The sequence below is a fragment of the Pseudomonas lactucae genome (assembly GCF_036688725.1).
Classification (GTDB): domain Bacteria; phylum Pseudomonadota; class Gammaproteobacteria; order Pseudomonadales; family Pseudomonadaceae; genus Aquipseudomonas; species Aquipseudomonas lactucae.
The window spans coordinates 122,246-136,128 of the sequence record NZ_JAQQPT010000007.1; the positions used below are offsets into that span (position 1 = coordinate 122,246).

The 13,883-nt window shown below is 59.8% G+C and carries 10 protein-coding genes and 1 pseudogene; 8 read left to right on the forward strand and 3 right to left on the reverse strand.

Annotation, left to right across the window (positions count from 1 at the left end; all coding sequences use genetic code 11):
- The first annotated feature begins 166 nt into the window (after positions 1 to 166).
- Entirely contained in the window at positions 167 to 1,309 is a 1,143-nt protein-coding gene (gene pdxB / locus V6M90_RS10025; protein ID WP_332846411.1) for a 4-phosphoerythronate dehydrogenase PdxB, read from the forward strand.
- A 53-nt stretch (positions 1,310 to 1,362) separates the two neighbouring features.
- On the opposite strand, the gene V6M90_RS10030 is transcribed toward pdxB, so the two are convergent.
- Positions 1,363 to 1,536: a PA1571 family protein gene (locus V6M90_RS10030; protein ID WP_014717504.1), complete on the reverse strand. Its 174-nt coding sequence runs from the start codon at positions 1,534 to 1,536 to the stop codon at positions 1,363 to 1,365.
- 242 nt (positions 1,537 to 1,778) lie between these two features.
- Between V6M90_RS10030 and V6M90_RS10035 the strand changes: the two genes are divergently transcribed.
- On the forward strand, positions 1,779 to 3,545 hold the full coding sequence (locus V6M90_RS10035) for an ABC transporter transmembrane domain-containing protein (protein ID WP_141064522.1): 1,767 nt from the start codon (positions 1,779 to 1,781) through the stop codon (positions 3,543 to 3,545).
- 62 nt (positions 3,546 to 3,607) lie between these two features.
- Positions 3,608 to 4,372: pseudogene (locus V6M90_RS10040) on the forward strand (Fic family protein); the annotation flags it as partial.
- A gap of 87 nt (positions 4,373 to 4,459) precedes the next feature.
- Here V6M90_RS10040 and V6M90_RS10045 read toward each other — a convergent pair.
- A complete protein-coding gene (locus V6M90_RS10045; protein ID WP_042944346.1) occupies positions 4,460 to 6,388 on the reverse strand; it encodes a transglycosylase SLT domain-containing protein in 1,929 nt (642 codons plus the stop codon).
- Positions 6,389 to 6,601: 213 nt separating this feature from the next.
- On the opposite strand from V6M90_RS10045, the gene V6M90_RS10050 reads away from it, so the two are divergent.
- A complete protein-coding gene (locus tag V6M90_RS10050) occupies positions 6,602 to 8,521 on the forward strand; it encodes an ATP-binding cassette domain-containing protein (RefSeq protein WP_003172562.1) in 1,920 nt (639 codons plus the stop codon).
- A gap of 120 nt (positions 8,522 to 8,641) precedes the next feature.
- On the opposite strand, the gene V6M90_RS10055 is transcribed toward V6M90_RS10050, so the two are convergent.
- Positions 8,642 to 9,082 (reverse strand): universal stress protein, encoded by a 441-nt coding sequence (locus V6M90_RS10055; protein ID WP_141064523.1) that lies wholly within the window; start codon positions 9,080 to 9,082, stop codon positions 8,642 to 8,644.
- A 105-nt stretch (positions 9,083 to 9,187) separates the two neighbouring features.
- Here V6M90_RS10055 and V6M90_RS10060 point away from each other — a divergent pair, with 105 nt between their 5' ends.
- The 4 genes from V6M90_RS10060 to V6M90_RS10075 all read left to right on the forward strand — a co-directional run bounded on the left by V6M90_RS10060 (position 9,188) and on the right by V6M90_RS10075 (position 13,796).
- Positions 9,188 to 9,625 (forward strand): hypothetical protein, encoded by a 438-nt coding sequence (locus V6M90_RS10060; RefSeq protein WP_332846412.1) that lies wholly within the window; start codon positions 9,188 to 9,190, stop codon positions 9,623 to 9,625.
- A gap of 487 nt (positions 9,626 to 10,112) precedes the next feature.
- Positions 10,113 to 12,260 carry a fatty acid oxidation complex subunit alpha FadB gene (gene fadB, locus V6M90_RS10065; protein WP_141064524.1) on the forward strand — a complete coding sequence of 716 codons (2,148 nt, stop codon included), beginning with the start codon at positions 10,113 to 10,115 and terminating at the stop codon, positions 12,258 to 12,260.
- Positions 12,261 to 12,289: 29 nt separating this feature from the next.
- Positions 12,290 to 13,465 carry an acetyl-CoA C-acyltransferase FadA gene (fadA, locus tag V6M90_RS10070; RefSeq protein WP_003172567.1) on the forward strand — a complete coding sequence of 392 codons (1,176 nt, stop codon included), beginning with the start codon at positions 12,290 to 12,292 and terminating at the stop codon, positions 13,463 to 13,465.
- A gap of 94 nt (positions 13,466 to 13,559) precedes the next feature.
- Positions 13,560 to 13,796 (forward strand): DUF1653 domain-containing protein, encoded by a 237-nt coding sequence (locus V6M90_RS10075; protein ID WP_003172568.1) that lies wholly within the window; start codon positions 13,560 to 13,562, stop codon positions 13,794 to 13,796.
- Positions 13,797 to 13,883 lie beyond the last annotated feature (87 nt).

Sequence of the window (13,883 nt, forward strand, 5' to 3'; positions counted from 1 at the left end):
AGGGGCGCGCAAGGACGGCGGATTCTACGCCTTGACGCATCAGTCAGGAAAAAACCTGTGTTAGCGATTTGTAAGCGCTCCCAAGATCACCGCCCCTCCCACAGGGTCCTCCTGTGTTACTTGGATCGCATCCCTGTACACTGCCGATCCGCCAAAGGAGCCTGCCATGCTGATTGTTGCCGACGAAAATATCCCGCTGCTCGATGCATTTTTCCAAGGATTTGGCGAGATTCGCCGGGTGCCCGGTCGTTCCATCGACCGCGCCACGGTCGAGCAGGCCGACGTGCTGCTGGTGCGCTCGGTGACCAACGTCAATCGTGCGTTGCTGGAGGGCACGAAGGTGCGGTTTGTCGGCACCTGCACCATCGGCACCGATCACCTGGACCTCGGCTACTTCAAGCAGGCCGGTATCCAGTGGTCCAGCGCCCCCGGCTGCAATGCCCGTGGCGTGGTGGACTATGTGCTGGGCAGCCTGCAGACCCTGGCCGAGATCGAAGGCGTCGACCTCACCACACGCACCTATGGCATCGTCGGTGCCGGTGAAGTGGGCGGGCGGCTGGTCAAGGTGCTCAAAGGGCTGGGCTGGAATGTGCTGGTGTGCGACCCGCCGCGGCAGATCGCCGAAGACGGCGATTACGTAAGCCTGGCGCAGATCGTCGAGCAGTGCGATGTGATCAGCCTGCACACCCCGCTGGTCAAGTCCGGCAACGGTTCCACCTGGCATTTGCTCGATCGCCAGCGCCTCGAACAGCTTAAGCCGGGCACCTGGCTGATCAACGCCAGCCGTGGCCCGGTGGTGGACAACGCCGCCTTGCGCGAGGTGCTGCTGGAACGCGAAGACCTGCAAGCGGTGTTGGATGTATGGGAAGGCGAGCCCGAGGTGGATGTCGACCTGGCCGACCTGTGCGTGCTGGCCACGCCGCATATCGCCGGCTACAGCCTTGAAGGTCGCCAGCGCGGCACGGCGCAGATTTACCAGGCGTTCTGTGCGCAACTGGGCGAAGTGCCGCGGATTCAATTGAGTGACCTGCTGCCGCCCCTGTGGTTGGCCGAGGTGCACTTGAACGCCGCAAGCGATCCGGCGTGGGCGCTGGCGACCTTGTGCCGCAGCGTGTACGACCCACGTCGCGACGATGCGGATTTTCGTCGCAGCCTTGTAGGATCGGTAGAGGAGCAGCGTACGGCGTTCGACCTGCTGCGCAAGCACTATCCCGCACGCCGTGAGATCGAGGGGTTGAAGGTGCGGATCAACGGCGAATCCGTCGCGCTTTCGCAGATCGTCTCGGCCCTCGGTGCCGAAGCGATTTAACCTCCCATAAAAAACCCGGCCATGGAGGCCGGGTCTGAAAGAGCGTGGGCGCTTCAGCCTTGCTGGGCAGGTTTGACCAGGCGCTGTTCCAGTTCGCTGCAGGCTTGCTGGATCATTTCTTCGGTAATCTGCACTTCACGGCCCTTGGCGTCGATATACGAGCAAGGCAGCTGCTGCGGCTGGCGGATTACTTCAATCTTGGCATCGCTGCTGTTTTGCAAGGTCATGGCCTGTCTCCTCATCAGGTTGTGTACCTACTCTAAAACCCCCGCGTGACCGCGCTGTTACAACTCCCTGCCGGTCACGGGTTCGAACACCCAGTCCACCAGAAACGGCGGTGGATTTCCAGCCGGGCGTTAGACCGATAGCCTCTAGAGGCATGCATCGGCGGGCATAATTAACCTGACTCATTGCTATTTGCCCAAGTTCCCCCAATGTTGAGGATAGATTCTTCATTGGTGATCCCGCTATGCTCTCAGTCCGTCAACGCCGCGCGATTCGCCTGGCCAGCCGTTTTATCGCGCCTTACCGCTGGCAGGCGCTGGGCGCTTTGTTGGCACTGATCGTCACGGCGGGCATTACCTTGTCCATGGGGCAGGGCATTCGCCTGCTGGTCGACCAGGGCTTCATGACCCAGTCACCGCATCTGCTCAACCAGTCCATCGGCCTGTTCATGGTGCTGGTATTGGGCCTGGCGGTGGGCACCTTTGCGCGCTTTTACCTGGTGTCGTGGATCGGCGAGCGGGTGGTCGCGGATATTCGTCGCCAGGTGTTCGACCACCTGATCTACCTGCACCCCGGTTTCTACGAAAACAACCGCAGCTCGGAAATCCAGTCGCGGCTGACCACCGACACCACCTTGCTGCAATCGGTGATCGGCTCGTCGCTGTCGCTGTTCCTGCGCAATGCCTTGATGGTGATCGGCGGCATCGTGCTGTTGTTTGTGACCAACCCCAAGCTCACCAGCATCGTGGTGGTGGCGCTGCCGCTGGTGCTGGCGCCGATCCTGATCTTCGGCCGCCGCGTGCGCAGCCTGTCGCGGTTGAGCCAGGACCGTATTGCCGATGTCGGCAGCTACGTGTCCGAGACTCTCGGCCAGATCAAGACCGTGCAGGCGTACAACCACCAGCGGCAGGACGAACAACGCTTTGCGGTGACCGTGGAGGAAGCCTTCGTCACCGCGCGCAAACGCATTGCCCAGCGCGCCTGGCTGATTACCCTGGTGATCATGCTGGTGCTCGGCGCCGTGGGTGTGATGTTGTGGGTGGGCGGCATGGATGTGATCAGTGGGCGCATTTCCGGCGGCGAGCTGGCGGCGTTTGTGTTCTACAGCCTGATCGTCGGCAGCGCCGTCGGTACGTTGAGTGAAGTGCTGGGCGAATTGCAGCGCGCTGCCGGCGCAGCCGAGCGCATCGGTGAGTTGTTGCAGTCCACCAACGAAATCCAGGCGCCCGCCACCGATGCCGTGAAATTGCCGGAGCGGGTCAGTGGGCGCATGGAACTGCAGGACCTGCGTTTTTCCTACCCTTCAAGGCCTGACAGTTACGCCATCGACGGCCTGAGCCTGAGCATTAACCCCGGTGAAACCCTGGCTCTGGTTGGCCCTTCCGGCGCCGGCAAATCGACGATCTTCGACCTGCTGTTGCGCTTCTACGACCCCCAGCACGGGCGCATCCTGCTCGAAGGGCAGGCGCTGACCGAACTCGACCCCATGGACCTGCGCCGTCACTTCGCCCTGGTATCGCAGAGCCCGGCGTTGTTTTTCGGCAGCGTCGAAGAAAACATCCGCTACGGCAACCCGAACGCCACCCGCGAGCAGGTCGAAGCCGCCGCGCGCATTGCCCACGCCCACGACTTCATCCTGCAAATGCCCAACGGCTATCAGACGCATCTGGGCGATGGCGGCATGGGCCTCTCGGGCGGCCAACGCCAACGCCTGGCCATCGCCCGCGCGTTGCTGGTAGATGCTCCGATCCTATTGCTGGACGAAGCCACCAGCGCCCTCGATGCCCAAAGCGAGCACCTGATCCAGCAAGCGTTGCCGCAGTTGATGCAGGGGCGTACCACGCTGGTGATTGCACATCGATTGGCCACCGTGAAGAACGCTGATCGGATTGCGGTGATGGACCAGGGCAAGCTGGTGGCGGTGGGCACGCATCAGCAGTTGATTGCGAGTAATCCGCTGTATGCACGGTTGGCGGCGTTGCAGTTCAGTGATGGGGCTGAGGCGGAATGAAGCTGCGGTTAGCCTGTTCCTAAGGCATCATGTGACCTTTCGTTATTGAACTGGATGAGGACATGAGCCGTTATCAACCTCCGTTGACACTGACTACAAAGATGCTGGCTCTGGTCGCCGACATCAGTGAGCAGATCGGTCAACTTTCAGTCGGTGATGATAATCGTCAGACGCCTCAGTTAAGGCGTGGCAATCGAATCCGCACTATCCAGGCCTCGCTGGCTATCGAGAACAATACCCTTAGCGTCGAGCAAGTGACTGCTGTTCTAGAGGGTAAGCGGGTGTTGGGCTTGCCTCGGGAAATCCAGGAAGTGCGTAATGCATTTTCTGCCTACGAGGCGATGCCGCAGTGGGCTGTGGGTGATCGTGCTGACCTGCTTAAGGCGCATGAACTGCTGATGTTTGGATTGATCGATGATGCCGGACGGTTTCGCCAGTCGGGCGTCGGCATTTATCGCGGCGAGCAGTTAGTTCATATGGCTCCGCCGGCAAGTCGCGTGACGCATCTGATAGATGACTTGCTGCAATGGCTATCTGTTTCTGATTGGCATCCGCTGATCGCGAGCTGCGTGTTCCACTACGAGTTTGAATTTATCCATCCATTTGCGGATGGCAATGGGCGGATGGGGCGTTTATGGCAAACCTTGATCCTTAGTCAGTGGCGGCCTGTATTGGCTTACTTGCCGGTGGAAGCGGTGATTCGGGAGCAGCAGGACGCCTACTATGGCGCGCTGTCGGCGGCCGATCAGCGAGCCGAGGCGACTCCCTTCGTTGAGTTCATGTTGCAGGCGCTGAGTCTGGCGTTGGCCGAAGCGGTGCAAAGCGAACGTCCGGCGGTTCCATAAAAATGCCCGCATCTCTCAATGCGGGCACTCCTCTTGAAGCTTCAAACTTGCCGCTTGAAGCTGCGCCTCTTACTGATCATCAAAATACCGCTCATGCCAATCCACCAACGGCTGTGGCGAATTGAGCTTTTGCCCGTAGATCACCGAATAAGACAGCACGTTCTGCACATACTGGCGGGTTTCGTCGAAGGGGATGCTTTCCACCCATACGTCGAAACTCAGGTGATCCGCCCCGCGCAGCCACTGGCGCACGCGGCCGGGGCCTGCGTTGTAGGCGGCGGAGGCGAGCACGCGGTTGCCGTTGAACTGGCTGTGCACCTGGCTCAAGTAGGCGGCGCCGAGCTGGATATTTTTGTCCGGGTCCAGCACCTGGGCCGGGGAGGCCAGCGGGATGCTGAACTTGCGTGCGGTGTCCCTGGCGGTGCCGGGCATCAGTTGCATCAGGCCGCTGGCGCCGACGCCGGAGCGGGCGTCGTCCATGAAGGCGCTTTCCTGGCGGGTGATGGCGAATACCCAGCTTGAATGCAGGCCGCGGACCTTGGCTTCGCGCACCAGGGTGTCGCGGTGGGCCATTGGGAAGCGGATGTCCAGGTCGTCCCAGTACTGCGCCTGGCTGATGGTGCGGATGGCCGGGAAGTACCACTTCATGTCGTAGGCCAGCTTGGCCTGGGCGACCATCTCGTCACGGTTGAAGTGACGGCTGACGTGATACCACTCGCGGCGGCCGTCCACCACCTGACCACGCGCATAAAATTCCAGGGCGCGACGCACGCCGGGGGTGTTACGGACCTTGTTGATCAGCGCCTGGCTCATCACCAGCGGCTTGTTGTTCAACTGATACGGCGCCTTGGAACGGTCGGCGGCAAGGAACCCGTAGAAGTCCCGCTCCCGCGACAGGTTCTTGTACAGCACCAGGGCTTGCGGGTTTTTCGGCTCGGCCAGTTCCAGGCTGCGGGCCTGCCAGTAGCGCCAGCGGTTGGTGGTGGCCAAGTCTTGTGGGAGTTTACGGGTCAACTGGTAGGCATCTTCCCAACGGGCCAGGCGCAACAGCAGGCGCAGGCGCCACTCGGAAACGGTGTTGTCGCGCAGTTCGGGGTCGTACTGGGTCATGACTTCAAGGGCGCGCGGGTCGAAGCGCTTGGCCAGGGTCAGGCCGATTTCGCGGGCGATCGACACTTTTTCGTCACGGGAGAAGTGCATGCTGCTGGCATAGCCGTCGAGCAGGGCCATGGCCTTGTCCGGGTCCTGGCGCGCCAGGCGACGCAGGCCCAGGCCCACGGCGTCCGACATGGCCTCGGTGGCCGGTCGGAAGCGTGACGGGTCGCTGAGCATATCGGGCTTTTGCGCCACGTCCACCATCAGGCGGCCTTGAGCGCCGAGGGTGGGCAGGGTTTTCACCAGGCTGTTGGCCAGCGCGTAGTTGCGTGCTTCGGCGGCGAGTTTGGCGCGGTCCCAGATCTTCTGTTCAGTGAGTTGGCCATCGGAGGCCCACTGGCCAAAGGTGACATCACACGCGGCGGGTTGGGATTTGCCGGTCATCCACAGCTTTTCGGCGGTCTTGTAGCCCTCGGCCTTCAGGTTGTGGGTGAGCTGATACTGGCCGTGCAGGCAATCCAGTTCGACGAAGTTGAGCTTGGAATCGTAGTACTTTTCAAAGGTCTGCCAGTCGCCACGTTCGGCCAGCCAGCGCAACCAGCGCAGTTTCATCCAGTTGGCCTGGGGCAGGTCGCCGTTTTTGGCGAGGAATTGTTCGATTTCCTCGTTGCTCGCGGTTTTCAGCCGCGCGGTCAGTTCGTCATAGGCCAGGTACGGCGTGAGCGGGTAGTCGGCCAGGGCCTGGCTGTATTGCATGTACGGGCCCGTATCGCCTTTGGCGAGGGCGCGTTTGGCTTCATCGTAATATTGACGTTGGGTGGTGAGGTCCACGGCCTGGGCGGATTGAACGGCGGTGGCGGAAAGAAGCAGACAAGATAAAAAGTTGAAAAGGCGACTGCGCATGAGACGTCCGTGCAGAGAAATCACGACTAGCACCGGCACCGCCGACACTGATTGCCCCTAGCTTAGCCTTTTGCCAGCGGCGGGCGAAAGCTTTGCCGGGCGGTTCGTTCAAGTTCGCCAGAAATGTCCTACAGAACGTATCAGCAGTGAAAATGCGGGCCGCATCCCACCCTCAACTCAGGTAGAATGCGCGCCCAGTTTTTGGAGAAGCGTATGACCCTGCTCAAATTCAGCGATGTGTCCCTTGCTTTCGGCGCTATGCCGTTGTTGGACAAGGTGTCCTGGCAGATCGCCCGTGGTGAGCGGGTGTGCATCATCGGCCGCAACGGCACCGGCAAGTCCAGCATGATGAAGCTGGTCAAAGGCGACCAGAAGCCCGATGAAGGCTCTGTCTGGCGCGCGCCAGGCCTGAAGATCGGCGAATTGCCGCAGGAATTGCCGGTGGCCGACGAACGGACAGTGTTCGACGTGGTTGCCGAGGGCCTGGACGGCGTTGGCGAACTGCTTGCGCAGTACCATCATCTGGCGCAGAACTGCGTCACCGAAGAGGACCTGGACAAACTGATGCACGTCCAGCAAGACCTTGAGGCCCGTGACGGCTGGCGTCTTCAGCAACTGGTCGACAGCACCCTGAGCCGCCTGCAACTGCCGGCCGACAAGACCCTCGCCCAGTTGTCCGGCGGCTGGCGTCGTCGCGTGCTGCTGGCCCAGGCCCTGGTGTCCGAGCCCGACCTGCTGCTGCTCGATGAGCCGACCAACCACCTGGACATTGGCGCGATTGCCTGGCTGGAAGAAGCGCTCAAGGATTTCCAGGGCGCCGTGCTGTTCATCACGCACGACCGTTCCTTCCTGCAAAACCTGGCCACGCGCATCCTGGAGCTGGACCGTGGCGGCCTGATCGACTGGAACGGCGACTACGCCAGCTTCCTGGTGCACAAGGAAGCCGCGTTGTCCGCGGAAGAAACCGCCAACGCGTTGTTCGACAAGAAACTGGCCCAGGAAGAAGTCTGGATCCGCCAGGGCATCAAGGCGCGCCGCACCCGTAACGAAGGCCGCGTGCGTGCGTTGAAAGCGTTGCGTGTCGAGCGCAGCGAACGCCGCGAGCGTACCGGCAAGGCCAATATCCAGCTGGATACCGCCGACAAATCGGGCAAGCAGGTGATGGTGCTGGAGAATGTCAGCTTCCATCATCCGGACGGCCCGTTCCTGATCAAGGACTTTTCCATGGTCCTGGCACGCGGCGACCGTATCGGTCTGCTGGGCGCCAACGGCACCGGCAAGACCACCTTGCTCAAGTTGATGCTCGGTGGTCTGCAACCGACCAGCGGCAGCGTGGAAGAGGGCACGCGTATCGATGTGGCCTACTTCGATCAGTTGCGCCATCAGTTGGACCTGGAAAAAACCGTGATCGACAACGTGGCCGAAGGCCGCGATTTTATCGACATCGACGGTCAGAGCCGCCATGTGTTGAGCTACCTGGGCGATTTCCTGTTCAGCCCGCAGCGTGCGCGTACGCCGGTCAAAGCCTTGTCCGGTGGTGAGCGTGCGCGTTTGCTGCTGGCCAAACTGTTCAGCAAACCGGCGAACCTGCTGGTGCTCGACGAACCGACCAACGACCTCGACGTGGAAACCCTTGAACTGCTGGAAGAGGTGCTGTTGACCTTCAACGGCACGGTACTGATGGTCAGCCACGACCGGGCATTCCTCGACAACGTGGTCACCAGCACCCTGGTCTTCGAAGGTGAAGGCAAGGTGCGCGAGTACGTCGGTGGTTATCAGGACTGGCTGCGCCAGGGTGGTTCACCGCGCCTGCTGGGTGTGACCGAGAGCAAGTCCGGCAAGGCCGACTTGAACTCGGCGGTGGTGGCACCTGCCGCTGCTGCCGCACCGGCACAGGAAGCCGCGCCCGCCGCCAAGAAGAAACTCAGTTACAAGCTGCAACGGGAACTGGAAGCCTTGCCGGGTGATATCGACGCCAAGGAACAGCAGATCGCCGCGGTAGAAGCAGAAATGGCCGACGCGGGTTTCTACCAGCGTCCTGCGGCGGAAACCGCCAAGGTCATCGCTTCGCTGGAGGCGTTGAACCAGGAGCTGGAAGTGCTGGTTGAGCGTTGGGCTGAGTTGGATGCCTGATTGATTCGCGGGCAATAAAAAAGCCCGGCGCTCTTCTATGAGCGCCGGGCTTTTTCATATGAAATGCGGTTTAAATGTGGGAGGGGCAAGCCCCCTCCCACATTTTGATCTTCAGTGGTCTTATGAACTCTTGACCAGCTTCACCGCCAGCACATCACATGGCGCGCCATGCAGCACATCATTGGCAGTAGAACCCAGCAACAACGCCAAACCGTGACGACCATGGCTACCCACCACGATCAAGTCGCAAGCCTTTTCCTTGGCCAAGTGGTGGATTTCCTGGCGCGGTTGGCCGTATGTCAGGTGGCAGTCTTCCTTTTTCAGATGCGGGTATTTGAGAATCAAACGGTCCAGGCGCTCCTTGGCCTGGTCAAATTGTTGTTGCTGCAACTGGGAAAGGTCCATCGGTACGTCACCGCCAAAGGCCATGGCCATGGGCTCGACGATATGCACCAGCGATAGTACGGCGCCATTGGCCAATGCAGATTCCTGCGCGCGCTTGATCACCGGATCGCACTCTTCGGTCAGGTCGACAGCGACCAGAATATGTTGGTAGGGCATGAGGCGTTCCTCCAAGGGACTGCAATAAGTTCAGTATGGCTGCTTTCAAGCGGATGGGGTTGCGTCAGGTCAAATCCGCTCATCTAGAAATTCGGGAGTACACATATGACGGTGTGGATAGTGGTGTCAATCCTTGCGGTGGTTTTAAGCCCCCTGGCCTGGCTGCGCCCGTCGCGTGGGCAGAGCGGGCGCATGGCCCTGCGCATGGAGGCGCGACGTATCGGCCTGGCCATGCAACTGGCGCCCCAGGAGTGGCCGCACTGGCTCAAGCAGGAGCCGCCAAGCCCCTGTGCGCAGTATTGCCGGCCACGGCGCGGCAGCACACCGTCGATCTGGAGTTATTGGCAGTTGGAGCCGGGTGTGTGGGTCAACCAGTGGCGCGAAGTGTGTGTGGATGAGAAGTTGTTGGCGCATTTTGCGACGTTGCCGGCCAACGTTTACAAGGTGGAAGCTGACACGCAAATGATCGCTTTGTATTGGGGCGAGAAGGGCGAGGCAAGTGATTTGCTGGCCATTGATGCCCTGCTCAAGGCCTTGGCTTGATTAAAAGCAGCAGGCAATAAAAAGCCCGACATCATCATCGGGCTGGAGTTGGCCAGGCAGGCCGGTAAATCAGTGTTTGTCGCGTCGGATGTTCATCCAGGCGCGTTACGGTTGTCGCTAGCCTAGCGGCATATCCGGTTCTGTACAGTCCTTTGCCAAATCTTTTCAATTATTGATTTCATGAATAATGCGATATTGACGCGGCGCGCGCCTGGGGGCAGGTTCTGAAAATGACTGGAAAGTCGCCTTTTTCCTGGCCTTTCGGGCGATTGACAATTGCCTGGAATTGGATGAAGGTGGCGTACCCAAATCAAACGGGCGTATGAATTGAGCGTTTGTCTGTCAGACCGTTCATACAGAACCCCGACTATCGCATTGGCGGGTGTGCCTGGCGGATTGGCGTGAGCATTGATGCAACTGTCAATGTCAAACCAGAGGCCAGCGTCCAGTGTGTACTGTTCAGCTTCCATATCGTGGAGATCAGTTGATGATTTACGAAGGTAAAGCCATCACGGTTAAGGCTCTTGAAAGTGGCATCGTCGAATTGAAATTCGACCTCAAGGGTGAGTCCGTCAACAAGTTCAACCGTCTAACCCTGAATGAACTGCGTCAGGCCGTAGACACCATCAAGGCTGATGCATCGATCAAAGGTGTGATCGTCTCCAGCGGCAAGGACGTATTCATCGTCGGCGCTGACATCACCGAATTCGTCGACAACTTCAAGCTGCCCGATGCCGAGCTGGTGGCTGGCAACCTCGAAGCCAACAAGATTTTCAGCGATTTCGAAGACCTCAACGTGCCGACCGTTGCCGCGATCAATGGCATCGCGCTGGGCGGCGGGTTCGAGATGTGCCTGGCAGCGGACTTCCGCGTCATGTCCGCCACCGCCAAAATCGGTTTGCCGGAAGTGAAACTGGGCATCTACCCAGGTTTCGGCGGCACCGTGCGCCTGCCACGTCTGATCGGCGCGGACAACGCGATCGAGTGGATCGCCGCCGGTAAAGAAAACCGTGCCGAAGACGCGCTGAAAGTCGGTGCCGTCGACGCTGTGGTTGCCCCGGACAAGCTGGCTGAAGCCGCTCTGAACCTGATCAAAGGCGCCATCAGTGGCGAATTTGACTACAAGGCCAAGCGCCAGCCGAAGCTGGAAAAACTCAAGCTCAACGCCATCGAACAAATGATGTCGTTCGAAACCGCCAAGGGTTTCGTGGCCGGCCAGGCCGGCCCGAACTACCCGGCGCCGGTTGAGGCGATCAAGACCATCCAGAAAGCCGCGAACTTCGGTCGCGACAAAGCCCTGGAAGTGGAAGCGGCAGGCTTCGTCAAACTGGCGAAAACCTCGGCTGCCCAGAGTCTGATCGGCCTGTTCCTGAACGATCAGGAACTGAAGAAAAAAGCCAAGGCCTATGACGAAATTGCCAAGGACGTGAAACAGGCTGCCGTACTCGGCGCCGGTATCATGGGTGGCGGTATCGCCTACCAGTCGGCGTCCAAAGGCACGCCGATCCTGATGAAAGACATCAACGAGCACGGTATCGAGCAGGGCCTGGCGGAAGCCGCCAAGCTGCTGGTGGGCCGCGTTGATAAAGGTCGCATGACCGCTGCGAAAATGGCTGAAGTGCTCAACGGCATTCGTCCTACGTTGTCCTACGGCGATTTCGGCCATGTCGACCTGGTGGTCGAAGCGGTTGTCGAGAACCCGAAGGTCAAGCAGGCGGTATTGGCTGAGGTGGAAGCCCAGGTCAAAGACGACACCATCCTTGCCTCCAACACCTCGACCATTTCCATCTCGCTGCTGGCCAAGGCCCTCAAGCGTCCGGAAAACTTCGTCGGCATGCACTTCTTCAACCCGGTGCACATGATGCCGCTGGTGGAAGTGATCCGTGGCGAGAAGTCCAGCGAGCTGGCCGTTGCCACCACCGTTGCCTACGCCAAGAAAATGGGCAAGAACCCGATCGTGGTCAACGACTGCCCGGGCTTTTTGGTCAACCGCGTGCTGTTCCCGTACTTCGGCGGTTTCGCCAAGCTGGTCAGCGCCGGTGTGGACTTCGTACGCATCGACAAAGTGATGGAAAAATTCGGCTGGCCCATGGGCCCGGCGTACCTGATGGACGTGGTCGGTATCGACACCGGCCACCACGGTCGCGACGTGATGGCTGAAGGCTTCCCGGACCGCATGAAGGACGACCGCCGCTCGGCTGTCGACGCGCTCTACGACGCCAAGCGCCTGGGCCAGAAGAACGGCAAGGGCTTCTACGCCTACGAGACCGACAAGAAGGGCAAGCAGAAGAAAGTCGCTGATCCTTCGGTGCATGAGGTACTCGCGCCAGTCATCTACGAGCAGCGTGAAGTGTCCGATGAGGACATCATTAACTGGATGATGATCGCCCTGTGCCTGGAAACCGTGCGTTGCCTGGAAGACGGCATCGTCGAGACCGCCGCCGAAGCCGATATGGGCCTGGTGTACGGTATTGGCTTCCCTCCCTTCCGTGGCGGTGCGCTGCGTTACATCGACTCGATCGGTGTGGCTGAATTCGTTGCCCTGGCTGATCAATACGCTGATTTGGGCCCGCTGTACCACCCGACCGCGAAGCTGCGTGAAATGGCCAGCAATGGCCAGAGCTTCTTCGGTTAAGCGCCCAAACGACTAGAGCGAGAATATTTATGAGCTTGAATCCAAGAGACGTGGTGATTGTCGACTTCGGTCGCACACCGATGGGCCGCTCCAAGGGCGGCATGCACCGCAATACCCGTGCCGAAGATATGTCGGCACACCTGATCAGCAAACTGCTGGAACGCAACGTCAAGGTCGACCCGAACGAAGTCGAGGACGTGATCTGGGGCTGCGTCAACCAGACGCTGGAGCAGGGCTGGAACATCGCGCGCATGGCTTCCCTGATGACGCAGATCCCGCACACCGCGGCCGGCCAGACCGTGAGCCGCCTGTGCGGTTCGTCGATGAGCGCGTTGCACACGGCCGCCCAGGCGATCATGACCGGTAACGGCGATGTGTTCGTGGTCGGCGGCGTGGAGCACATGGGCCACGTCAGTATGATGCACGGCGTTGACCCGAACCCGCACATGTCCCTGTATGCGGCAAAAGCGTCGGGCATGATGGGCCTGACCGCGGAAATGCTCGGCAAAATGCATGGTATTACCCGTGAAGCCCAGGATGCATTCGGCGTGCGCTCCCACCAACTCGCCCACAAGGCGACCGTGGAAGGCAAGTTCAAGGATGAAATCATCCCGATGAACGGCTACGACGAGAACGGTTTTCTGAAACTGTTCGACTACGACGAAACCATTCGTCCGGATACCACCCTGGAAAGCCTGGCGGCGCTCAAGCCCGCCTTCAATCCAAAGGGCGGCACCGTGACGGCCGGTACTTCATCGCAAATCACTGACGGTGCTTCGTGCATGATCGTGATGTCGGCGCAGCGTGCCCAGGACCTGGGCATCCAGCCACTGGCCGTGATCCGTTCGATGGCGGTGGCGGGTGTGGACCCGGCGATCATGGGCTATGGTCCAGTACCGGCCACACAAAAAGCCTTGAAGCGCGCGGGCCTTTCCATCTCCGATATCGACTTCTTCGAGCTCAACGAAGCTTTCGCCGCACAAGCCTTGCCAGTGCTGAAAGATTTGAAAGTGCTCGACAAGATGAACGAGAAGGTTAACCTGCACGGCGGTGCGATTGCCTTGGGCCACCCATTCGGTTGCTCCGGTGCACGCATTTCTGGCACTTTGCTCAATGTGATGAAGCAAAATGGCGGCAACCTCGGGGTAGCCACCATGTGCATTGGTCTTGGCCAAGGCATTTCCACCGTCTTCGAACGCGTCTAAGCGTTGAGTTGACGGAAGCCGGGGCCCAGTGCCCCGGTTTTTGTTTTTGGGTTTTTTTGTATTTTTTTAACAAATTTTCTAAGAGGGCCGGAGCATGAAAGTTGAACCAGGGCTCTACCAACATTATAAGGGGCCGCAGTACCGTGTTTTCAGTGTGGCGCGGCACTCCGAAACCGAAGAAGAAGTGGTGTTCTACCAAGCACTGTATGGTGAATACGGTTTTTGGGTGCGCCCCTTGAGCATGTTCCTGGAGTCCGTCGAAGTTGACGGCGAGCAGGTCCCGCGCTTTGCTTTGGTCCAGGCCGAACCCAGTCTTTTTTCAGGGCAATAACGGCAGGTCGCGCAGAATGCTGCGCTTGACCTCACCCGGTTGCCACTATATATAGCGTTGCCGCGTCAGGCGCCAACTGCCTTTCAC